This is a genomic window from Paraflavitalea pollutisoli (assembly GCF_029360705.1).
Taxonomy (GTDB): Bacteria; Bacteroidota; Bacteroidia; order Chitinophagales; family Chitinophagaceae; genus Paraflavitalea; species Paraflavitalea pollutisoli.
The window spans coordinates 1,857,494-1,879,846 of the sequence record NZ_JARKMX010000008.1 but is presented as its reverse complement, the minus strand read 5'-3'; the positions used below and the strand labels follow the sequence as shown (position 1 = coordinate 1,879,846).

Here is a 22,353-nt window from a genome sequence, read left to right as displayed (position 1 = left end):
CTTTAATTCGCTATATTGCCGCTTGCCCGTGGGTGAAAATGAAACAATCAGAACACCAACTTAACCCCTAACGAAAAATTGTACCATGCCATTGGATGTAGAGGATATTAACCCGCTCGCAGGTCAAATGAGCTGTAAACTTTGGGAGAATCATCATATCAATCTACCACTGTCGCTTTACTATTCAATGGATATCCCGCTAGCCCCCTTCAACAGCGGACACGACTATGTGGAGCAGCCGACAGTAACATCCTTTATTATAGATTGGATGATTTTGAAGGATCAGTTCGGCGGCCGGCAGGAAAGTAATTGGAAGAACCTCGTCAACAAGCAGTTTAGTCTTTCCTATGAGGATGGGACCGCACAGGGGACAATATACCTTGGGTTTGAACACCAGCAGTTCAATTCGGAGGTGAAGTTCCTATCATTAAATGGGACAACCTTTGACATAGAATTACGAATAGCACCCGAATTTGATATGGAAACCGTCAACCTGGATGCAGACGGTTTTTTGACGCTGAGGTGCGCGGTTAACTTTGACGGCCTTCAGGTTTACCATACTCAACTGCCGACTTTACAGAAGGCGCCCGACCAGCTGTCTTTAATCGGGAAGTTCGTTGACCTGGGTGTTTACCAGGCAAATCTGGAACGGTTTGAAAATAATCACGTTGACTGGAAACACCTGAAGCCGAAACCATAGGCTTTGAACATCCCCCGCCCATTGTTTCTTCGCTCCGCCCCCCAAGACTTAAAACTATGGTAACATTCCGGGGAAAAGTTTGTGCGACATTATTATAGTTTTGCGTAACTTTTCTACCAAAGTAGTTTTTGTTTTCGATGGAGTACAGTCAGGTATCCGATGCTGATCTTTTGCAACTTTGTGCCGGTAACGACCTGCGGGCATTCAACGCCCTCTTTGATCGCTACGTTGGCAAGCTGCACCGCATGGGCCTGCGTTACCTCAAAGATGAACGGGTCGTGGAAGAACTGGTCTCCGACATCCTGTTCAGCATCTGGCAGCGGCGCCACGAGCTCACCATCGAAGCCAGCCTCTCTACCTACCTCTTTCGCGCCATGCACCACAAAGCAGTCGATTGCTTACGCAGGAAAGTCGTAGGTGGGGTCAGTATTCATGATCTGCCGGAAGATGCGCTCGCCACGGATCATACGGCCGACACCCCCGTCCTTCTGAGAGACGCCCAGGACCATTACCAGGCCCAGCTCGCCCAACTCAGCCCCCAACGCCAAAAGGTCTTCCGCCTCAGCCGCGAACAGGACATGAGTTATGCAGAGATCGCCACCGAGATGAATATTTCCACCAACACCGTCAAGAACCACATCAACGCGGCGCTCCAGTTTCTCCGCACGCAGCTCAAAAGCATTCCTTTCCTGTTATTCCTGTTGTTTTGCCAGTCCTGATCACCCGGGCGCCAGATCGGCTTACTGTAGATCAGTTCTTGCCACCAGCCGCAGCGCCTCCCCCGAACAGTTTTTATCTTTTTTTTGACCCGCATTGGTAGTCCGTCTATTTTCTTACGACTATATATACGAAGGGATATCCAGATGCCTAATTATACCAACCTATGACCGAGTCGGAACGCCAATTACTGTTACGCTATTTTCATAATACCTGTACGGACGCCGAAAGGCGGCAGGCCCAGGAATTATTGCGGTCACCCGGGGCCGCACAGTTCCTGCAGGATCTGGCGCAACAGGAGTGGGACGAACCGATAGCTCCGGAGGATGCTGCTGCAGCAGCTTACGAGCGCATGAGAGCCAACGTAGCAGGCCGTATGGCGGCTGATAAGCCCGCACCACGACCTTCCATCCTGGTTCACCTAAAGCGCTACCGGCACGCCGCCAGCTGGCTGGTATTATTGCTGGTCACTGCTGCTGTCTTGTATAAGGTAGTCCGTAAGCCTGAAGCAGAACCGTTGGCCATCGCCCGCATCGTGCAAACGAACCAGCACGGCGTACCGGTGAAATACCAATTGCCCGACAGCAGTGTCATTTACCTCGCGGCCGGCAGTACCATCAGTTATCCCGAAACCTTTACCGGCAATACCCGGGAAGTAGATATGGAAGGCCAGGCATTCTTCGAGGTAACACGCAATCCGGAAAAACCTTTTATTATCCATACCGGCGCCGTGGCTACCCGCGTATTGGGGACCTCTTTCCGGGTGAGTACCCTCGATAGCGGTAACGTGGAAGTGGCAGTGGCCACCGGTAAGGTAGGGGTGAGCCAACAAGGCAAAACCTTCGCCACGCTAACCCCGGGCAACAAAGTGAAATGGGCAGCAAAAGAACAACAAGCTACCCTCGGTAAGGTAGACATTGCCCGCCTGCTGGCCTGGAAGAATGGTGAATTGTTCTTTGAGCAACAAAGTATGCAAGGCATCGCTGCAGAAATGCAATCGCGGTACGGTATTCAGATCGTCTTTAAAGATAAACAAGTGTCCCAACGGATCATCAGCGGCACATTCTCAGCCAATAAAACGGCTACACAGGTGATGCAGGTACTGGCTGTCGCCGGACAGTTCAGGTACGAGATTGATAACAACCAAACATACTCGATTTACAACTCTAATTAGATGATCTTATGGTAAGAGCGCTACAGCTTTTACTGATTGTACTCTGTACAGTCAGTAGCCTCGTATTGCCCGCACAAAACAGCGCCGGCACTAAAATCGACCTGGCTATTCAGGGCACCAGCCTGAAAGAAGCCTTTGTCACTATTCAAAAACAAAGTGGTGTCAACTTCGCCTACGGAGAAGATTTTCTCCGGTATGCCGATACCAAAGTCACCCTGCATAAGAAAGGTATTACGGTACAAGCTGCCATGGACCAATTGCTGGCACGCACCCCGCTGGGTTATACCTGGGTAGGCGACCAGGTGGTCATCAGCGGAAAGAAATCCAGCCCGCCTCCGGCAAAGGCAGCCGTCAATAACGTGCCCAAAGCACAGGCCCTCAAGCCGGCCACTATCAACGGACAAATTCTGGAAGAGGGTACCGATAAGCCGCTGGGCGGCGCTACCCTCACCGTACGGGGAACCACGCAAACCGTGACCACCAACGAATCGGGACGGTTTACGCTCGAGAACCTGCCGGCCAATGCGGTCATTGTCATCTCGATGGTGAGCTATGAACCCATGGAACTGGCACTGCGTGCCCAGCAGAACGGTTATACGCTGGTTCCCGTACAACGCAAACAACTCACCAATGTAGATGCGACACCCGGTGAAACCATCCAGTTGGTCGTTCGCCTCACACCCGCCAACCAGCAACTGGAAGAAGCCGTCGTCATCGGCTATGGTAAGCAACGTAAATCTTTAATGACGAGTTCCGTCGGTTCTTACAAGGTCAAAGATGAAGACGTGCGGCAGGTAGCGAGCCCTACACGCTTGCTCGAAGGCCGCCTGGCCGGGGTCAACGTGACGCTGGGCTCTGGTAACCTCGCTTCCGGTGAGCGCATCAGCATCCGCGGTATCTCGTCGATCACCGCCGGCAACACACCATTGTACGTAATAGATGGAGTGCCCATCAATATGGCCAGTTCGTCGCTGTATGGTTTTGGCGAAGATTATAGTCCGCTCGCCACCCTGAACCATGCGGACATTGAATCCATCGATGTATTGAAAGATGCTGCCTCGGCTGCCATCTACGGTTCCAGGGCTTCCAATGGCGTTATCCTGATCACCACTAAATCGGGTAAAGAAGGCCGCACCAATGTGCAGCTCAACTATACCACGGGTTTTTCGGAATTGCCGAACCGGAATAAGTTAAAGTTCGCCAACTCCAAAGACTGGATCGATGCCTTCAATGATGGCCAGAGCAATTACAACAAACAATACGGTTTGTCGGTCGGTGATGCGGCTTATAAAGTTCCTATCTCCAACCCGTTTGGCGATATGCCCGATTTTGACTGGCTGGACCTGATCCTTCAAAAGGGCTATTTTCAGAATATCGCGGCTTCCATGTCGGGCGGCAACACTAAATCGAAATACTATTTCGGACTGGGCTATACCGACCAGGAAGGGGTGGTAAAAACCAATTCGATCAAGAAGTACAACATCAATGTAAAGTTCAATCATAAGTTTGCCGACTGGCTCGAAGTAGGGGCCAACAATATGGGTAATTACCTGCGCAACAACCAGGTGCCCGGTCCGGAAATGGGTTCCACCATCTTTGGCCGCTCCATCCTGCAACGTCCCTTCGACCGGCCTTTCAAACCCAATGGCGACTACTATGTGGGCGGTACGGATGAATTGCGCTACCACAATGCCGCGCAGATCCTGAATGAGGAGATCGCCTACCTCGACAATTTCCGGTACCTCGGCACTTACTATGGTAAGGTGAATTTTACGCCTTACTTATCGTTCAAGTCGTCGTACAGCGCCGACCTGACCTATACCCGCGATTATACCTACTACAACCTCATCCACCCGTATGGTACCGGGGTTGGCCGGTTGCTCGACAACAACCGCTTTATTCAAAACTACCTGTCGGAGCAGACCCTGAACTTCGATAAGAAATTCAACAACCTCACGGTGAATGCCCTCGCCGGTTATTCGTACCAGAAACAAACCATCGAGAACACAAATGTGGATGCCCGTGGCTTTCCGTCACCTTCCTTTGCGGTGGTTTCTGTAGCGTCGGAGATCTTTACTGCAGCCGGTAACAAATCGGAGTATGCCCTGGAATCTTATTTTGGACGGGGCACCGTGTCATGGGCCGATAAATACATGCTGACCGCATCCCTCCGTACCGATGGCTCTTCCAAATTTGGTAAGGACCAGCGCTGGGGTTTGTTTCCCTCCATCTCTTTCGGCTGGAATGTGAGCAAGGAAAAATTCCTGCAGCAGGCCGACCTCGACCTGAAGCTACGGGCCAGTTATGGTAAAACCGGTAACCAGGAAGGCATTGGCAGCTATGCGTACCTGCCACTGATCTCGGGCGGACAGAACTATGGCAACAAGAGCGGTATTTCTGCCTCGTCGTTCGGCAACCAGGACCTGACCTGGGAAAAAGCCGACCAGGTAGACCTGGGTTTCGATATCTCACTGTTCAAAAGAAAGATCGATGTATCGTTTGATGCGTATTACAAGAAAACCACCGACCTGCTGTACAGCATGCCCGTACATGCTACCACGGGTATGACGAGCATCATCAGCAATATTGGTTCGCTGGAGAATATGGGGTTGGAGCTGACGGTGTCTGGCAATTTCAGGCTGGGTCCCGTGAAGTGGAATTCCAGCTTCAATATTGCCACCAATAAAAACAAGGTACTCTCGCTGACCGGTGACAACACTGCGCTTTCTATCGGCGGCAATAGGGCCTTGCAGGTAGGTAAGGATATCGGCGTCTTCTTCCTGTACCAGGCAGAAGGGCTATACCAATATGACGGCGAAGTACCACAGGCGCAATACGATCTCGGCGTACGGGCGGGTGACGTCAAGTGGACCGATGTCGACAAGAATGGAGTCATCAATGACAACGACCGCGTGGTAGTGGGGTCCTCCAACCCCAAGCTGTTCGGAGGCTGGAACAACAGCTTTACCTATAAGAACTTTCAACTCGATATCCTCGCCACGTATGTATATGGTCAGGACGTGTACGCCGCGTACCGGAACATTACCTCGAAAATGGGCAATGTAGGTGCCCAGGAAGAATTTGTGGTGAATCGCTGGACCGGTCCCGGTACCACCAATGTATACCCACGGTCTATTGCCGGTGAAACGTTCAACACGAGGAACTCGACCCGTTTTCTCGAGGATGGCTCTTTTTTACGCCTCCGCGCCATCTCCTTGGGCTACCGGGTTCCTTCTTTGAAACTGGGTAGTCTGAAGCTCGATGGCATGCAGGTGTATGCGAAGGTGGACAATCTCTTCCTGGTTACAAAGTATTCTGGCTGGGATCCCGATGTGAACAACAACCTGGACCCACGTTTTACCGGTGTGGACAATATGAACAACCCGCAGCCGCGTACCTATAGCCTTGGTGTAAACATTAACTTCTTAAAACAATAGTTATGAAACTCATTTCTTTCTTCGCTGTCTGCGTTGTGCTGCTGGGCAGTTCCTGTGCGAAGAAGCTCGATCTGTACCCCACTACCGGTATATCGCCGGAATCGGTGCAGCCATCCGATCTGCCGGCACTCCGGCTCGGTGTGTACAACGATGTGCAAAGCGATCCCGGTGTACATTCCTGGATCTTGTTTGACCTGCTGGGGGGCGATATCTTCACCGGTACCAACGCGCCCAAAGACCTGATCAATTCCATCCTGTCGCCCCTGAGCACCCAGGTCACCACCGGCTGGAATGGCTATTACGGATCGCTGTACCAGATCAATAATGTCATCTCCGTCTGCGAGAGGATGGCTCCTTCCGAAAGCCGCAACATGACATTGGGCGAAGCCTATTATTTCAGGGCCTATACCTATTACTGCCTGGTGACCCGCTGGGGTGGCGTACCGGTACTGGAGAAGAACACCCTCGAGAAGGTGTCCAGGAATACCGTGGCCGAAACCTGGGCTTTTGTTGAAAAGAACCTGCAAGATGCCATCACCCTGCTGGGCACCTCTGCCAACTATTATTATGTATCCAAAGATGCCGCTACGGCGCTGCTGGCGCGCGTAAAACTGAATCAGCATAAAAAGGCAGAGGCGGCCACCCTGGCCGAAAGCCTCATCAATTCCGGCAAGTACAAGCTGGATGCGTTTGAGAAGATTTTCCGGAAGGTGACGAATACCGAAATCATCTTTGCTTTTGAGAACCTGTCGGAAGAATCCAGCAACAATATCTCGGACCTGTTTTATTCCTATGGTCACCCCAACAAGGGACAGGGTACGTATAAGCTATCGCAGGTATTGGTAGATGCCTTTGCCGGATCCGATACCCGCAAAGCAATGTCGGTGGTCAATATTGCAGGCACCAATTGCATCAACAAATACCCCAGCGGTCAAACCGGTAAAGACCCGGTGATCATTTCACGCCTGGGCGAACTGTATCTCATCAGTGCGGAAGCACAAGGCCGGTCGGAAGGACTGGGCCGGTTGAATGAGTTGCGCCGGTTCCGTGGCCTGACCGATGTGACGCCTGGTTCGGATGAGGCCTTTACAGAGGCGCTGCTGCAGGAAAGAAGGCTTGAACTGATGGGGGAGAATTTCCGGTTCTATGACCTGGTAAGAGCCGGAAAGGCCATCAGCACCCTGGGTATTCTCAACTATCAACTGGTATTGCCTATTCCGGGTCGGGAGCTGCAATACAATACGAACCTGACGCCGAATCCCGGGTATTAATCATCGAACAATACTACAATCATGAAAGCTGTCAATATATTGTCCCTGGGAACTCTGGCATTGGCTGTTGCCTTGCTGCCAGCCTGTACCAAAAAAGATGGACCGCTCAAATCATCCTATCAATTTGAGGCTACACCCCAAACGGCGCTCAGCAAAAAGCTGGTCGACCAAACGGGCCTCATCGCGCAGGTGAGTACCGATACAGCGTACAAACTCGTGGAGGGTGTACAGGTAACAGAGCTACGTTATGTATCCAATGTGGGCAACTCGATGAAGTTGTTTGTTTTTGAAATAGACCTCACCAATCCTGCCGTGACGCTGGAAGCGGCCACGCCGTATAATAAACCCGCCTTCGCCATGCAGCCCATGACCAAGCAGGCCATCTACGAAGACCGGGAAGGGCATAAGGTATGGGGTGGTGTGAATGCAGACTTCTTCAATACGGCCAATGGCACGCCCCGTGGTATCGTATACAAAGAGGGGCTGGCCATCAAAACATCGTTTACCGATGCCGGCACTACCTTCTTCGGTATACTGAAAGATGGAACAGCGGTGATCGGCAACGAAGCCCGGTACAATGAAGTGAAGAACAACCTGGCGGAAGCAGTAGGCGGACGGGTTACGTTGATCGATGATGGCTTGTTGCCCATTCAAACGGATGCCACGGTAGAACCCCGCACCTGTATCGGCGTGTCGAAAGACGGCAAACAAGTGTACATCATGGTGATCGATGGCCGCAATTTCTATTATTCCAACGGGATGAATTATGCCAGCCTGCAGCAATGTATGAAAGCGATGGGCGCCTATGATGCCATCAATATCGATGGTGGCGGCTCCAGCACTTTCTTCATCCGCAATACCCCTGGTTTTTCTGATGAACGTTTCGTGCTGCGCAACTGGCCTTCCGACAACGGTGGACAGGAACGTGCGGTCGCCAACGGCCTCGTGATTATTTCAAAGTAAATCAAGCACAACATGACTACCCCTATACAGCACTTGCGGGTTACCGCGCTTTTGTTACTGATGCTGCCCTTGCTGGTCGCCTCCTGTTACAAGATCGATGCGAAAAGCTTTTCGGTGCCCACACCGGATTTCAAATTCTCAACGTCCGAAATGGCCATCCCCAATAAAGCAGATACCATTGTCATCGCTGTTCAGTCGAACCTGCCGTGGCGGCTCACATCAAAGGCCAGCTGGGTGACTTTACTGGAGTCGAGCGGAACCGGTAATGGCACCGTCCGCGCTGCCATTGGTCAGAACAAGGAGCTGACCAGCCGTACCGCGGAGATCATTGGATATGTAACGGCCGATGCGCCCGTTAAGCTAATCATCCGGCAAGCGGAAGGTGATCCTTTGCCTACTACCTACAAGGAGTACTATGTGAAGACCACCGGCTCCGATGCCAACGATGGCCTGTCGTGGGCGAAAGCGATCACGCTGAATGCGGCGCTGGCGAAAGCAGCCAGCGGTGATTTTATCCATGTGGCTGCCGGCAACTATTTACCTACAGCACCCCTTACCGGCGGTGACGCTACGCTGGCCGGAGATAAGACCTTCGAGATCGATGAGAACGTGACCGTTATCGGCGGCTATCCCGCCGATGCAGCCGCGGGCGCAGTGGCCAATCCGGCCCTGCATACGACGACCTTGAGCGGTAACGATATCAGTTATCATACCGTAGTCATTACGGCACTGCCTGTGGCTGGCCGCCAGGTGAACCTGAAAGGTCTCACCATTACCAAAGGTCATGCCGGAGGTAGTGGTACCGTCACCGTGAATGGAGTAGCGGTGCTGAGAACCTATGGTGGTGGTATGGTGATCGGTAATGCGAAGGTGGTGATGGAGAGTTGCCAGGTGACAGAAAACAAAACGGACCTGCACATTCCGGGTATCTACCTGCTTAACAGCGCGGATGTGACCCTGAGGCATACCAGTGTGTCGTTCAATACCGGATTGACCAATGCCGCTTCTAACGGAGCGGGTATCTGGAACAATGGTGGTACGTTGCGTATGTATGATTCGGAAATCATCGGCAACCAGGTAACGGGCGTGGGTGGCGGTATTTATAGTTTAAATACCAGCATCGTCTCCAATAACTACCTCTACAATGTCACCATCGCCGATAACAAAGTGGGTAGTGCTACCACCGCCGGTCGGGTAGGTGCCGGTATCTACTCGCGGGAGAAATCGCAGTTTACGATTGTAAACTGTACGTTCTACAACAACACGAATGTCAGCAGTGGGGTAACTGGCTTTGGGGCGGGACTTACAGCCTATGGTGGTTCTACCATCAACATCATCAGCTCCACCTTCTCCAAGAATGTCGGGGGGACGGGCAATGCGGCTACCCCGGGTGGATCGGCCATCTTCAATAACAACAGTCCTACTGCCAATACCATCAATATTTACAATTGTGTCATTGCCGGTAATGAAGGCTATGCCACAGAAGTGGGAGGTGCCAACGTGAACCTGAAATCGACGGTAGCCGGCAGCGTGACCTATAACTACGATGGCGCCATCGAAGCGGGACAAAGCTTTGATGCGACTACCATGTTGGGCGCCTACGCCAATTATGGTGGATATTGCAAGACCATTCCCGTGGTGGGCGGTAGTCATCCCGCCACGAACCTGGGCATGTCGAACCTGCAATTGCAGGTATTGGCCGGTAATTTGTTGCTCGAGGAGAATTATTATTTGAAAGACCAGAATAACAAATCGCGGGTGGGTAAAACAACCATGGGCGCAGCCTTGCCGTAGGCAGCCAGCTGTGGCCATCGTCCTAAGATCTTGTCTGTATTATTTCATGCCCCGGCCCGTAGCGGATCGCTACAGGGCCGGGGTCATTTCAACCTGATAAAAGCTAGCTATGAGTTTGTTTAAAACGATTAAAGGAGTATTGGCAGTATTACTGATCCTGCAAGCAGTGGCTGTTCATGCGCAAGCTGATTCTGTCGCAGTACAGCGTGCCAAATGGGCTTCCAGGAAAATAGCGAAGGGAGTCAAATTGAAACACTATTGGTTTGACCAGTCGCTGTTTGGCGCCAATCAAAATATCACGCTCCTGGAAGTGAAGATGGGTGGTAATAACCTCGTGGATGTAGTGGCCGACCCCTCGGTGCTGAAACTGACCAGCCGCTTTGGGCAGGAGGCGAAGGCGCTGGCCGGCGTGAATGGCACCTTCTTCAACATGAAAAATGGTGGATCTTCTTACTATGTACGGGTAAACGGACGTTCCGCAGACAGCAGCTGGGTAGTGCGTAAGGAAAGGAATTTCCGGGAGCGATGCGCGTTGGTATGCCATGGCAACCGGTTGACGATCGAGGCCTGGGATGGCAGTGCTGACTGGGAAAAGCAAATTAAAGGGGAAGATGTGATGGCGGGTGGTCCTTTGTTGATGTTACGGGGGCAAGTGGTACAAAACGATACGGTCAAGTTCAATACCGACCGGCATCCCCGTACGGCGGTAGCCGTAAAGGGAAATACCTTGTGGTTGATCACGGTGGACGGGCGAAACAATAAAGCCGCCGGTATGAGTATCCCGGAGCTGTCCTCTTTTGTAAAATGGTTGGGTGCCGATGATGCCATGAACCTGGACGGTGGCGGCTCTACGACCATGTGGGTGACCGGGTTCCCGGACAATGGCGTGGTGAATCACCCGTCGGACAATCAAAAAATGATGACCTCTGCGAAGTACAAGCCGGGCATGGACCTGGACAATCTCGCGCCTGATATGGAGAAATGGGATCATGGCGGTGAAAGACCGGTGGCCAATGTACTCCTGATCAGTAGAAAAAGATGATAGATATGGTGTAACTTCCAACTGCCTAGCTGCAGGTTACACTAATTCTATCTGACATGAGAAAGCAAACATGGATCTTGCTGGGTTTTCTGCTGCTGAAATTTGTGTTGCAATATATATTGGTAAGTCCCGCGTATGACCTGCAGCGGGATGAATACCTGCACCTCGACCAGGGCGAGCACCTGGCCTGGGGCTATTTATCGGTGCCGCCCTTTACGTCCTGGACCTCCTGGTTGATCCTTCGGCTGGGTAGTCCGCTGTGGTTGATCCGGTTTTTCCCCGCGTTGTTTGGTGCCCTCACGTTGCTGGTGGTATGGAAAGCCATCGAGGCCTTGAAGGGCAGCCTGTTTGCCCTGATCCTGGGCGCTACTGGTGTGCTGTTGTCGGTATTGCTCCGGTTGAATATCCTCTACCAGCCCAACTCATTCGATGTGCTTTGCTGGACGATGCTGTACTACTGCATACTGCGCTACCTGCAGGAGGAGACCGGCAAATGGCTCTATATCGGTGCGATGGTTTTTGCTTTCGCATTCTTGAACAAGTACAATATTGTTTTCCTGTTATTGGGGATGGCCCCGGCGCTTTTCATGACGGAATCGCGGCGGGTATTCGCGCATACGCGTTTTTACGGGGCGCTGTTATTGGGGCTGCTCCTGATACTGCCCAACCTGATCTGGCAATACCAAAACGGCTGGCCGGTGGTGCATCATATGCAACTGTTGGCGAGCACACAATTGGTCAATGTCAACCGCTGGGATTTTCTGCAGGCACAGGTATTGTTTTTTACCGGGGCATTCCCGGTTATTGTGGCAGGGGTGGGGGCGTTGTTGCTGTATAAGCCATTCCGGCCCTACCTGGTGTTTTTCTGGTCGATCGTTTTTACCCTTACGGTGTTTTTATATTTCCGGTCGAAGGATTATTATGCCATCGGCATTTACCCGATATACATTGCCTTTGGAGCGGTGTACCTGGGACAGGTGTTAGATACGGGTTGGCGGAAGTACCTGCAACCTGTTCTCCTGCTGTTGCCGGTGATCGTGTTTATTCCGATGTACCGCGTGGCGTTTCCCAACCATTCCCCGGAATACATAGTAGCACACCAGGAACGTTACCGCCCCCTGGGTATGCTGCGCTGGGAGGATGGGAAGGAACATGCCCTGCCCCAGGATTTTGCAGACATGCTGGGGTGGAGGGAGTTGGCGCGGAAAGTAGATGCTGCGTATGCGGGGCTTCCGGCGGATGAACCTGCGCTGGTGCTTTGCGACAACTATGGCCAGGCGGGCGCCATCAACTTCTACACGACCCGTGCCGTCAAAGCGGTTTCCTTCAATGCCGACTATATCAACTGGATCGATACGACGCATTTTTACCACCACCTGATACGCGTGAAAGAGGCTGCATCGGCCCGGGATGAATTGGGAGAGACGGGGCCGTTCTTTCAGACGGCGGTGTTGTCGGACTCGGTCAGCAACCCGTTTGCCCGGGAATTCCGTACGGCTATTTTTACGTTCACCGGCGCCAGGGTTGATATCCGTCAACGGATAAAGGCAGAGATCGTGGAAGTGAGGGGACGTGCGGCAGGAAATGCAACAAACTAGTATCTTTATCACCAAGCTGTCGGTCTACCCTCGTATCCTTGTCTGTCATAGCTGTCGTACCAATTATTTTCGGGTGTCCCATTTCAAACCATCATTTTACATGAAGGCGATTTTCGTTTGTTTTGTCTGGAGCATTGCTTGTCTGTGTGCCACTGGCCAGCGCATGGACCGTGGGGTATTGATGAAAGGACTCCCGGCGGATCATGTATACCAGGCGGGCGATACGGTGCTGGCCCGGCAAATGCTACAACTATCACAGCAATGTTTGTACAAACCGAAGGAACTGGTGGCCGATATCGACTCTGCCAGGGTACTGCTGCAGCACGCTTTCAAGATCTACCAGGCGCTCCACTATACGGCGGGGCTTACCGCGGCCTGGCGACAGGAAGCTGGCATTGCCATCGAAGCAGGCGATCTCGTTAAATTGGGTACGGTGCTTCCACATATCGAGGTCCGCGAACGACTCAACATGATCAAGCACCTAAGCTGGGTGTACCAATCCGCCCGCAAAGGACCGGGAGTGATCGATAGCTCCTTGCGGTATGCACATATGATGCAAGAACTGGCGCGGGACCATGGTTATCCCGATGTGGCCAATGATGCCGAGTTTCACCTGGCTTTTTGCGCCTTTATCAGTAAAGACCTGCCCCGTTGTAAGCAGCATTTTATGAACATGGTGACTTATCAGCGGAAGAAAGGGGATAAGCGGGCTGAGCTGGAAATACTACATATTTTCTCTACCTATTTGAGCTGGGCCGATACGGTGTCGCCTACCAAGCTGTATGTGATCGATCAAAAGATTGCTGCCGCCCGCCAGGTGGGTGATATGAACCACCTGGTGAATGCGCTGCACATGAAGGGGCAGATCCATATTGTATACAACCAGTTGGACGCGGCCGAATCTTCCTTCCTGGAGGCCAACGATCGGTATGTGCCGACGGCTGGTGTGCAACGGTTTGTTATATATGAGTTGCTATCGAAGATCCACATGACGAAGGGCAATGCAGATAAAGCTCTTTATTTTGCGCGCGCAGCGCTGGACAATGTACTGCTGACGGATACCAACCGGCTGATGCAGAATCTGTACCGGTCGAGGCTGGCGGAAGTGGTATCTAATTTTGGCAAGAAAGAACAGTTCGTGGAGATTATGGCCACCATCTCGGATGGCCGGGCGCCGGAACAATCGACGGAATGGTTTTATATTTTGTCGTACGCTACGGTGATGGAAGCCCGGCAGGGTATTACGAAGGCATTGGCATACCTGCAGGACCGGTATGAAAAAGTACCGCACAACAACCTGGTGTATGTGGCTGGCTATGAAAGACTGGCAGGTCGTCTTTTCCTGGAAACGGGTGATCTGATCAATGCCAAAGAACACCTGTTGAAAGCGGTTGAACACACCAAAAAACTGGGAGATGCTTATGCGGGTGCTTTGGCGGATATCTATATGCATCTGGCACAGGTGCACATCCACAACCGGGCGTTCGATGATGCCGAAGCATACCTGAACAAAGCGGCGAACGTGCCCAAAGCATTGGTGCCATTGTACCGGCAGGTACTGGCAGCGCATATGCGGTTTTCGATCGATAGTGCGCAAGGACGTTATGCCAGTGCGATCCAACACTTCGGTGTGCACAAACAACTCAGCGATAGTGTTTTTAATTTGGAGAAGACGGGGCAGATGGAGGAACTGAACGTACGGTACCAAACTGAACAGCAAAAGCGGGTGCTGGAAGAGCGGGCGCGGGAGATCCTTTGGCTGGAAGACAGGGCGAGGCTGAATGATGATCTGCTGCGGAAAACAGCTTTGACAACTGCGCAGCGTGACAGTTTGCAGGAGCAATATATTCTGGCCGCCCGGGCAGATGCCAAACTGCAGGGAGATTCCCTGCACAACGCCCAGGAGACGAACCGCCTGCTCAATAAAGACCGGGCCTTGCAGGATCAGCTGCTGGAACAAACCCGCCATGTAAGGAACCTGGTCGTCGCAGGCACCGTGTTGTTGGTATTGTTGCTGTTACTGATCTACAACCGCTACCGGCTGAAGCAACGCAGCAACCGGCAATTGCAACAGCAGCAGCAGGTGATCGAATCGAAGAATCATTCCCTCGAAAAGTTACTGGACGAAAAAGTATGGTTGTTGAAAGAAGTGCATCATCGCGTGAAGAATAACCTGCAGGTAGTGATGAGTCTGCTCAATACACAATCGTACCACTTGCAGGACGATGCAGCGATCTCGGCGATCCGCGATAGCCAGCGTCGTGTCAATGCGATCTCGCTGATCCATAAAAAGCTGTATCAATCCGATGATCCGGCCATGGTCGATATGGTACAATACATCAGCGAACTGGTCATCTGGTTGCAGGATTCTACCGATGATCGGCGTGGTATCCGTTTCGTGCTGGACATTGCCCCGGTTACGCTGGGTATACACAAAGCGCTGCCCATTGGCCTGATCCTGAACGAAGCGGTCACCAATGCCTACAAATACGCCTTTGACGAATCGGGTCTGATCACGATCACCCTTCGGCAGGAGGCGGATGATCAACTCCTGCTAACCATCGCCGACAATGGTAAAGGCATGGTGGAACAGGCGCATGGTACGACACCTTCCCTGGGCATGAGCCTGATGCGGGGCCTGGCGAATGACCTGGATGGTCATTTCCATATCGAGCATCGCCCGGGTGTTATGATTGCGATCCGTTTTCCTGCTGCCCCTGATGCTGTTCAGGAGGGCTGAAGTAAGCGGATACCACGTCGACCGAAGAAACGGCCGCAAGCACGGCGAGAGGCCGGACAGGATGTGCTTTTGCGCGACGGCGTTCTATTCCTCACCCCAATGCTGCTGCATATTTTCGTAGGCGTCTTTGGAGATGGTAGATTTGCTTTGGGGACGGGCAGTTCCCTTTTTCTTCCGGGCATTGATGTTGTTGACCAATGAATTCTTTACGCCGAGTTTGTTTTTCTTAGTGGCCGCTTTCTTTGCCCCCTTCTTACCCGCCACTTTCCGATTGGTGGATTTCTTCGCTGCTTTCTTCCGGAGCGAGGCCTTTTTGGCCGCGGCTTTCTTGGCTGGCCTGCCGTTTTTTTGCCTGGCGGGTGTGGCTCGCTGGCGGGCTGCTTTCTTTTTGGTAGCCATAGTTACTGTTTCAGGGAAAACTGCAATTGTTGTTCCCGTATACGCTTGATTAACCAGATCCGGGCTTTGCGAGAAAAACTTAAACATTTAGCAGTGCTGGCTAATTAATTTAGTATTTTAGTGGTATGATAAGTGAGGATCGGATCCGCGAGAAACTGGCCATTCTGGCCGATGCCGCCAAATACGATGTGTCGTGTTCTTCCAGCGGCAGTAAACGGAAAAATGACAACAAAGGGCTTGGCACCACGGGTAATGGTATTTGCCATGCGTATACCGAAGATGGTCGTTGCGTATCGCTCCTGAAGATCCTGCTGACCAATCATTGTATCTATGATTGCGCTTACTGTGTCAGTCGCAAAAGCAATGATATCAAGAGAGCGGCATTCACGGTGCAGGAGGTCGTCGACCTGACCATCAACTTTTACCGGCGTAATTACATTGAAGGTTTGTTTTTGAGCTCGGGTATTTTCTCCAACGCAGACTATACCATGGAGCGACTGGTGCTCATTGCTAAAAAGCTGCGTACCGAACATCGTTTCAATGGTTACATTCACCTGAAGACCATTCCCGGTGCCAGCGATGAATTGATGAAGGAGGCAGGGCTGTATGCTGACCGGCTGAGCGTGAATGTAGAGATGCCTACGGAAAAAAGTTTGCAGTTGCTGGCGCCAGATAAAAAGCGGGAAGATATGATCAAGCCCATGCATTACCTGAAGGAGCAGATCGTTCAGCATACGGAAGAAAAAAAGCTGATCAAAGCCACGCCCACTTTTGCACCTGCCGGACAGAGTACGCAAATGGTGATTGGGGCCACGCCTGAAACCGATCTGCAGATATTGGGAATGGCGGATCAGTTTTACCGTCGCTTTCAGTTGCGCCGTGTTTATTATTCGGGTTATGTGCCCATCAGCAATGATAACCGGTTGCCCGCACTCGGAACACCCGTGCCCATGGTGCGGGAAAACCGCCTGTACCAGGCAGACTGGCTGCTGCGCTTTTATGGTTTTACCGTCAACGAAATTGTATCTCCGGATGCACCATTGCTCGATATGGACATCGATCCCAAACTGAGCTGGGCCTTACGCAACCTGCAGTTATTTCCCATCGATATCAACCAGGCAGATCTGCAGCTCATCAAGCGGGTGCCTGGTATTGGTATCGGCTCTGCCGAAAAGATCGTGGCTGCCAGGAGATTTAATAAACTCAATTGGGAGCATTTGAAAAAGATGGGTGTGCCCATCACGAGGGCGCGTTATTTTATTACCTGCCACAGCGCCGATTTTGAACGGCGCGACCTGACGCCTGTTGCCATTAAACAACAGATCCTCGCCTTAGGCAATAGTAAGTATTCCGCCAATTTTTCACCACAGCTAAGTATGTTCTGATGATCACTGTAGTTACTTATGATGGCAGCTTCGAGGGGTTGCTGACGGCTGTCTTTGAGGTATACGAATACAAGTTGGCGGAGGTTGCTTTCAGCAGATCGTCCAATTACCAGGACACTATTTTTAACACTACTCATCAGGTAGTAGCAAGTGGTGATAAATGTCGGCGCGTGTGGAAGGGGCTGGAACATAAACTGTCGGCGAAAGCGCTCGGTGATCTGTACAAGGCGTTTTTGTCGGAACAACCGGATATTGACAATGTGTTACTTGACTATATAAGGCATGTGTTTGCCAATACGGTTAGTGTTGAGCAGGATTTCAGTCATCCCGCAGTGCTCAGGGTGGTTCAAATGGCCCGTATGGTGCACCGGGAGAAACATCGCATGGAAGCCTTTGTACGGTTTCAATTGACCCGCGATCACTTGTATTACGCGGTCGTTGAACCCGATTTCGATGTGTTGCCGCTTATCAGGCAACATTTTCAGGACCGCTACGCCGATCAGCTTTGGTTGATCTATGACGCGCGGCGTAAATATGGGATCTATTATGATAAAGAATCGGTAACAACAGTTGCTATGCACTTTTCGGAGGAAGTGGCGGCGGGTAAAGATATCCGCAGTATACAGGATGAGCAGGAAGGGTTGTATCAGTTGCTCTGGCAGCAATACTTTAGTAGTGTCAATATCTTGGCGCGCAAAAATACCCGGTTGCATATTCAACACATGCCCAGACGATACTGGAAGTATCTGCCGGAGAAACTGTTGTGAAGGGCGGGCTGTAACTGCCCTCATCCGTTCTTTTCAACCTTTTAAAGGATTTAATTAGGGGAATTTTATCAACGATGCCAACGGGAGCCTGTAGCCTGGCATTATACAGGCCCGCTTTTTGATTTATAGAAAGCTGAAAGATTACACCCACAATTTCTATTAAAATCAAAACAATGAAAAACATTCTTATTCCGTTCCTGGCTTCTTCCGTGCTGGCCATTGCTTCCTGCAAAAAAGATGACGATGATGGAAACTTACCGGAAACCGGTGCTCCCGTAGAAAACAACCCCGCGAATACCCAATACAAACCTGCCTTTGCCGGACAAACACGTATCGGCAGTGTGCAGACTGCAACGTCCTTTCAATCAAAGGTCCTTACTTCAGCGCTGACAGCGCCCTGGGGCGTAACGGCGCTTCCTGATGGCCGTTTGCTGATCACCCAGAAAGGAGGCACCATGCGCATTGCTACAACGACAGGTGAACTTGGTGCAGCCATTACCGGACTGCCAACTGTAAACGCCAATGGTCAGGGTGGTTTATTAGGTGTTACACTCGATCCTGAATTTGCGACCAACCGGATGGTGTACTGGGCATTTGCGGAGCCAGTGGCGGGCGGTACCAACACCGCTGTTGGCAAGGGTAAATTATCTGATGATGAAAAAACAATTCAAGGCGCTACCGTCATTTATCGTGCATTGCCAGCCTATAACGGCACACTGCACTATGGTGGCCGTGTCGTGTTTGACAAAGATGGCAACCTGTTTGTGAGTACTGGTGAACGTTCGGATCTGGCTACCAGGCCATTGGCGCAGGATGTAAAATCGGGTCTTGGTAAAGTGATCCGCATTACCAAAAATGGCCAGGCTGCTCCGGGTAATCCCAACTTCAACCAGTCTGGTGCATTGCCCGAATTGTGGACGATCGGTCATCGCAATGTGCAGAGCCTCGCTATTCATCCACAAACAGGTGATCTGTGGCAAGGCGAGCATGGTCCACGCGGCGGCGATGAGATCAACCTGATCCAGGCTGGTAAGAATTATGGCTGGCCTACCATTACATATGGTATCGAATACAGCGGTGCGACAATTGGTGAAGGTATTACGCAAAAAGACGGTCTTGACCAGCCGGTTTATTATTGGGATCCGGTGATCTCGCCAAGTGGTATGACCTTCTACAGCAGCGATAGTATTTCGGAATGGAAGAACAACCTGTTCATCGGTTCCTTGAGTGGTAAGCATATTGCCCGCCTGGTCATCCGCAACAACAAAGTAGTGGGTGAAGAAAGATTACTGGCTGGCGAAGGTCAACGCTTCCGCGATGTAACGCAAGGCAAAGATGGCGCCCTGTATGCAGTGACCGACGAAGGTCGCCTGTACCAGATCAAAAAGCAATAATATATAAGTATCTCTTGCTATGCAAAAAGGCTGTCCCGGCGGACAGCCTTTTGCCGTTGCCGCCAGCCTGTTGTGGGCATTGAGCTGTAAGTAATTGCCGAAGTTGTGATAGCGTTTCTTTCGTGCAGGTACAAGAACTATCTTTATTGGCGTATCAGGCGCGACGGCCCGACGCGGCCTCAACAGGCTATGCCTGAGCTCTGGTGTAAGTACCGACCAAATGACTGTTTCATGAAGATCCTCTTGTACTGTTTTATATTTTCTGCCATTCCTCTGGCGATCATAGCCCAGTCATCGGAGCGTGCGCGCCTGATGAAAGGGGTGGAGGCTGGTCACCGTATTCAGTTGGCAGATACGGCGTTGGCCGAGCAGATGTTGACACTCGGGAGATCTTGCGTGAGCAAACCCGGTGAGTTGGCCATTGACCTTGATTCTGGCCTGGTACTGGCCCGGAATGCCGGCGTTATTTACAAAGCCCTGCATCACCAGGCTGGACTGGAGGCGGCGAAATACCTGGAAATTAATGTTGCCTGGGAGCGGTCGGACCCGGTAGCTTTGACACAGTTGTTTCGCAGTGGCTCTCCTTTGACTTATCACTATATCACCCGCCTGATCTCTGTTTGCTATTCCCGCAGCAAGCAACCGGGCGCTATCGATAGTGCATTTCATTACGCAATGATGTTCCAGCGCCTGGCAAAGGAGCGGAATAGTCCCGATGAAGAAAATGAGGCCAATTATTATATCGGCCTTACTTATAAAGCAATGGGTAACCTGCCCAAGTTCAAAGAACATTTTTTGGCGGTGACCGATTACCTGCATAAAAAGAAAGATGATGCAGGAGAATTGGGTGCCTGGCAGATCTTCGATGGGGAGATCGGGTGGACGGATACCACACACCCCGAGCGACTCGATGTGCTGCCTAAGGTCATTGCACTGGAGCGCAAGCTCGGGCTGGTCGACAAACTGGTGCAGACCCTGTATGCACAAGGAGACATGTATTTTTTTCGAGGGCGGATGAAGGATGCCGAGCGTGCTTATATGGAGGCAGATGAGCGCTACGTGGCCAAATCGGGCATATCGCGTTATGCGATCTATGAAATGCTGACAAAGATCAACCTGGCGAACGGCAATGCCGAAAAGGCCCTGCACTACGGACAGGCTGCGCTGGACGATGCGTTGAAGGTCAAGGACAATGTCTTTCTCCACAATATCTACCGTGCCCGGTTGGGCGAGGTGTACAGCAATTTTGGCAACACCAGGCAGTATTATGAGAATATGGCTACCATTACCGATGGAGGGCCACCTGAGCAATACCGGGATTACTTTTATATCCTTACGCATGCTGGTCTGGTCAACTACCGCCAGGGACCGCAGGCAGCCTTAAAATACCTGGAAGAGCGGGGAAGCAAGGTGCCGAATACCACGCCGCTCCACCAGGCCGGCTACAAGAAGCTGAAGGGGCAATATCACCTGGCTACCGGCGAACTGACGTTGGCGAAAGCCGAGCTGTTGGAAGCGGCGAAGATCGTTGCCTCCCTCGGGGATGGTGCAGGTGGGTTGCGGGGAGATATTTACATGTATCTGACCCAGCTATCGATCCGGGCAAAGGCGTTTGACGAAGCGGAGCAGTTTCTGTTGGAGATCGACCGGGTACCCAAAACGATGATCACGCTGCACCGGCAAATGACTATCGAATTGATGCGCTACCGCATCGATAGCGCGCGGGGCGATTATTTTACGGCACTGAAACGGTATACCCTGCACAAGCTGTTAAGCGATAGTGTTTTTAACCTGGAGAAACTGGGACAAATGGAAGAGCTGAACCTGAAATACGCCACTGCGCAGCAACAACAACTGCTCGATCAGCGTACGCAGGAAGTGAGGTGGTTGACCGATAGGGCCCTGTTGCGGGATGCGCTACTGGAGACGACACGGTTAACGGCTGCGCAACGTGACAGTATCCAGGATCAGCACCTGCGGGCCGCACGGAATGAAGCGCGGCTGCAGGGCGATTCCCTGCATCATGCGCAGGAAACCAACCGTTACCTGAACAGTGAATCGAACCTGCAAAAGAAGTTGCTGGCACAGGCGCGGGTCACCCGTAACCTGATCGTGGCCGGGGTGCTATTGCTGGCACTGCTGCTGATCCTTATTTATAGCCGCTACCGGCTCAAGCAACGCAGCAACCGGCAGCTACAAAAACAGCAGGAGCTCATCGAGCAGAAGAATAAAACGCTGGAAAAATTACTCGATGAAAAAGTATGGCTGTTGCGGGAGGTGCACCACCGGGTGAAAAATAACCTGCAGGTGGTGACAAGCCTGTTGAATACACAATCTTATTACCTGCAGGATGATGCGGCCATTGCTGCGATCCGCGATAGTCAGCGGCGGGTGAACGCCATCTCTTTGATCCATAAAAAACTGTATCAGTCCGACAACCCGGCCATGGTCGATATGGAACATTATATCCAGGAGTTGGTCGCCTGGCTACAGGATTCTTCGGATGACCGACGCAATATTCATTTCGTACTTGACGTAGCGCCCATTACCCTCGATATCGCCAAAGCGTTGCCGATCGGGCTCATTCTGAACGAGGCGGTCACCAATGCCTATAAGTATGCATTTACCGATGCCGGCACTATTGCTATCCGCTTGCTGCCAGATGGCGACGATGACCTGTTGCTGACCATTGCTGATAATGGCAAGGGCATCTCTGTCATTGAAGAGGAGGGTAAGCCACCATCTCTGGGCATGAGCCTGATGCAAGGGCTTGCCCGGGATATTGAAGGTGTCTTTGAACTGGAAAACCGGCAGGGTACGATCATTGCTGTGCGATTCCCGAAAGGAAATATGGCTGCGGCTGTTGTATCCGTGAATTCAGATTCCGTTTAGCAGATAATGGATGCTCCTGTTTGATCATGCTATCCTCAAAAGATTGGGTGTGTATGTACAAGACCAGTTGAAGTTTTGGA

Annotated in this window: 15 protein-coding genes; 14 read left to right on the top strand and 1 reads right to left on the bottom strand. The window is 51.7% G+C overall.

Annotated elements, in window-relative coordinates; translation table 11 throughout:
- Nucleotides 1-85 precede the first annotated feature (85 nt).
- From P2W70_RS21225 to P2W70_RS21180, 10 genes are all read left to right on the top strand, one after another.
- A complete protein-coding gene (locus P2W70_RS21225) occupies nt 86-700 on the top strand; it encodes a hypothetical protein (protein WP_276483532.1) in 615 nt (204 codons plus the stop codon).
- Nucleotides 701-837: 137 nt separating this feature from the next.
- Nucleotides 838-1,419, top strand: a complete 582-nt coding sequence (locus P2W70_RS21220; protein WP_276483531.1) for an RNA polymerase sigma-70 factor — start codon at nt 838-840, stop codon at nt 1,417-1,419.
- A 164-nt stretch (nt 1,420-1,583) separates the two neighbouring features.
- Nucleotides 1,584-2,591 carry a FecR family protein gene (locus tag P2W70_RS21215; RefSeq protein WP_276483530.1) on the top strand — a complete coding sequence of 336 codons (1,008 nt, stop codon included), beginning with the start codon at nt 1,584-1,586 and terminating at the stop codon, nt 2,589-2,591.
- 8 nt (nt 2,592-2,599) lie between these two features.
- A complete protein-coding gene (locus P2W70_RS21210; RefSeq protein ID WP_276483529.1) occupies nt 2,600-6,028 on the top strand; it encodes a TonB-dependent receptor in 3,429 nt (1,142 codons plus the stop codon).
- 2 nt (nt 6,029-6,030) lie between these two features.
- Nucleotides 6,031-7,299 carry a RagB/SusD family nutrient uptake outer membrane protein gene (locus P2W70_RS21205; RefSeq protein ID WP_276483528.1) on the top strand — a complete coding sequence of 423 codons (1,269 nt, stop codon included), beginning with the start codon at nt 6,031-6,033 and terminating at the stop codon, nt 7,297-7,299.
- A gap of 21 nt (nt 7,300-7,320) precedes the next feature.
- Nucleotides 7,321-8,262, top strand: coding sequence for a phosphodiester glycosidase family protein (locus tag P2W70_RS21200; protein WP_276483527.1), 942 nt, complete (start codon nt 7,321-7,323; stop codon nt 8,260-8,262).
- Nucleotides 8,263-8,274: 12 nt separating this feature from the next.
- Nucleotides 8,275-10,056, top strand: a complete 1,782-nt coding sequence (locus P2W70_RS21195; protein ID WP_276483526.1) for a hypothetical protein — start codon at nt 8,275-8,277, stop codon at nt 10,054-10,056.
- A 109-nt stretch (nt 10,057-10,165) separates the two neighbouring features.
- Nucleotides 10,166-11,098: a phosphodiester glycosidase family protein gene (locus P2W70_RS21190; protein ID WP_276483525.1), complete on the top strand. Its 933-nt coding sequence runs from the start codon at nt 10,166-10,168 to the stop codon at nt 11,096-11,098.
- A 56-nt stretch (nt 11,099-11,154) separates the two neighbouring features.
- Nucleotides 11,155-12,696: a glycosyltransferase family 39 protein gene (locus P2W70_RS21185; RefSeq protein WP_276483524.1), complete on the top strand. Its 1,542-nt coding sequence runs from the start codon at nt 11,155-11,157 to the stop codon at nt 12,694-12,696.
- Between the two features lie 100 nt (nt 12,697-12,796).
- A complete protein-coding gene (locus tag P2W70_RS21180; protein ID WP_276483523.1) occupies nt 12,797-15,436 on the top strand; it encodes a tetratricopeptide repeat-containing sensor histidine kinase in 2,640 nt (879 codons plus the stop codon).
- 84 nt (nt 15,437-15,520) lie between these two features.
- Here the strand turns inward: P2W70_RS21180 and P2W70_RS21175 are convergent, their stop codons facing one another.
- On the bottom strand, nt 15,521-15,835 hold the full coding sequence (locus P2W70_RS21175; RefSeq protein ID WP_276483522.1) for a hypothetical protein: 315 nt from the start codon (nt 15,833-15,835) through the stop codon (nt 15,521-15,523).
- Nucleotides 15,836-15,960: 125 nt separating this feature from the next.
- Here P2W70_RS21175 and P2W70_RS21170 point away from each other — a divergent pair, with 125 nt between their 5' ends.
- The 4 genes from P2W70_RS21170 (at nt 15,961) to P2W70_RS21155 (ending at nt 22,273) form a co-directional block, all read left to right on the top strand.
- On the top strand, nt 15,961-17,220 hold the full coding sequence (locus P2W70_RS21170) for a putative DNA modification/repair radical SAM protein (protein WP_276483521.1): 1,260 nt from the start codon (nt 15,961-15,963) through the stop codon (nt 17,218-17,220).
- Entirely contained in the window at nt 17,220-17,987 is a 768-nt protein-coding gene (locus tag P2W70_RS21165; protein ID WP_276483520.1) for a TIGR03915 family putative DNA repair protein, read from the top strand. The genes P2W70_RS21170 and P2W70_RS21165 overlap by 1 nt, the downstream gene beginning before the upstream one ends.
- A gap of 173 nt (nt 17,988-18,160) precedes the next feature.
- Complete coding sequence (locus tag P2W70_RS21160; RefSeq protein ID WP_276483519.1) at nt 18,161-19,381, top strand: PQQ-dependent sugar dehydrogenase; 1,221 nt, start codon at nt 18,161-18,163, stop codon at nt 19,379-19,381.
- A 231-nt stretch (nt 19,382-19,612) separates the two neighbouring features.
- On the top strand, nt 19,613-22,273 hold the full coding sequence (locus P2W70_RS21155) for a tetratricopeptide repeat-containing sensor histidine kinase (protein ID WP_276483518.1): 2,661 nt from the start codon (nt 19,613-19,615) through the stop codon (nt 22,271-22,273).
- Nucleotides 22,274-22,353 lie beyond the last annotated feature (80 nt).

Excerpts from the sequence above, each read along its gene's own strand:
- P2W70_RS21165 (WP_276483520.1), top strand. The coding sequence starts at position 17,220 with ATGATCACTGTAGTTACTTATGATGGCAGCTTCGAGGGGTTGCTGACG.
- P2W70_RS21185 (WP_276483524.1), top strand. The coding sequence starts at position 11,155 with ATGAGAAAGCAAACATGGATCTTGCTGGGTTTTCTGCTGCTGAAATTT.
- P2W70_RS21225 (WP_276483532.1), top strand. The coding sequence starts at position 86 with ATGCCATTGGATGTAGAGGATATTAACCCGCTCGCAGGTCAAATGAGC.
- P2W70_RS21175 (WP_276483522.1), bottom strand. The coding sequence starts at position 15,835 with ATGGCTACCAAAAAGAAAGCAGCCCGCCAGCGAGCCACACCCGCCAGG.
- P2W70_RS21215 (WP_276483530.1), top strand. The coding sequence starts at position 1,584 with ATGACCGAGTCGGAACGCCAATTACTGTTACGCTATTTTCATAATACC.
- P2W70_RS21180 (WP_276483523.1), top strand. The coding sequence starts at position 12,797 with ATGAAGGCGATTTTCGTTTGTTTTGTCTGGAGCATTGCTTGTCTGTGT.
- P2W70_RS21190 (WP_276483525.1), top strand. The coding sequence starts at position 10,166 with ATGAGTTTGTTTAAAACGATTAAAGGAGTATTGGCAGTATTACTGATC.
- P2W70_RS21170 (WP_276483521.1), top strand. The coding sequence starts at position 15,961 with ATGATAAGTGAGGATCGGATCCGCGAGAAACTGGCCATTCTGGCCGAT.
- P2W70_RS21195 (WP_276483526.1), top strand. The coding sequence starts at position 8,275 with ATGACTACCCCTATACAGCACTTGCGGGTTACCGCGCTTTTGTTACTG.
- P2W70_RS21205 (WP_276483528.1), top strand. The coding sequence starts at position 6,031 with ATGAAACTCATTTCTTTCTTCGCTGTCTGCGTTGTGCTGCTGGGCAGT.
- P2W70_RS21200 (WP_276483527.1), top strand. The coding sequence starts at position 7,321 with ATGAAAGCTGTCAATATATTGTCCCTGGGAACTCTGGCATTGGCTGTT.
- P2W70_RS21160 (WP_276483519.1), top strand. The coding sequence starts at position 18,161 with ATGAAAAACATTCTTATTCCGTTCCTGGCTTCTTCCGTGCTGGCCATT.
- P2W70_RS21210 (WP_276483529.1), top strand. The coding sequence starts at position 2,600 with ATGGTAAGAGCGCTACAGCTTTTACTGATTGTACTCTGTACAGTCAGT.
- P2W70_RS21220 (WP_276483531.1), top strand. The coding sequence starts at position 838 with ATGGAGTACAGTCAGGTATCCGATGCTGATCTTTTGCAACTTTGTGCC.
- P2W70_RS21155 (WP_276483518.1), top strand. The coding sequence starts at position 19,613 with ATGAAGATCCTCTTGTACTGTTTTATATTTTCTGCCATTCCTCTGGCG.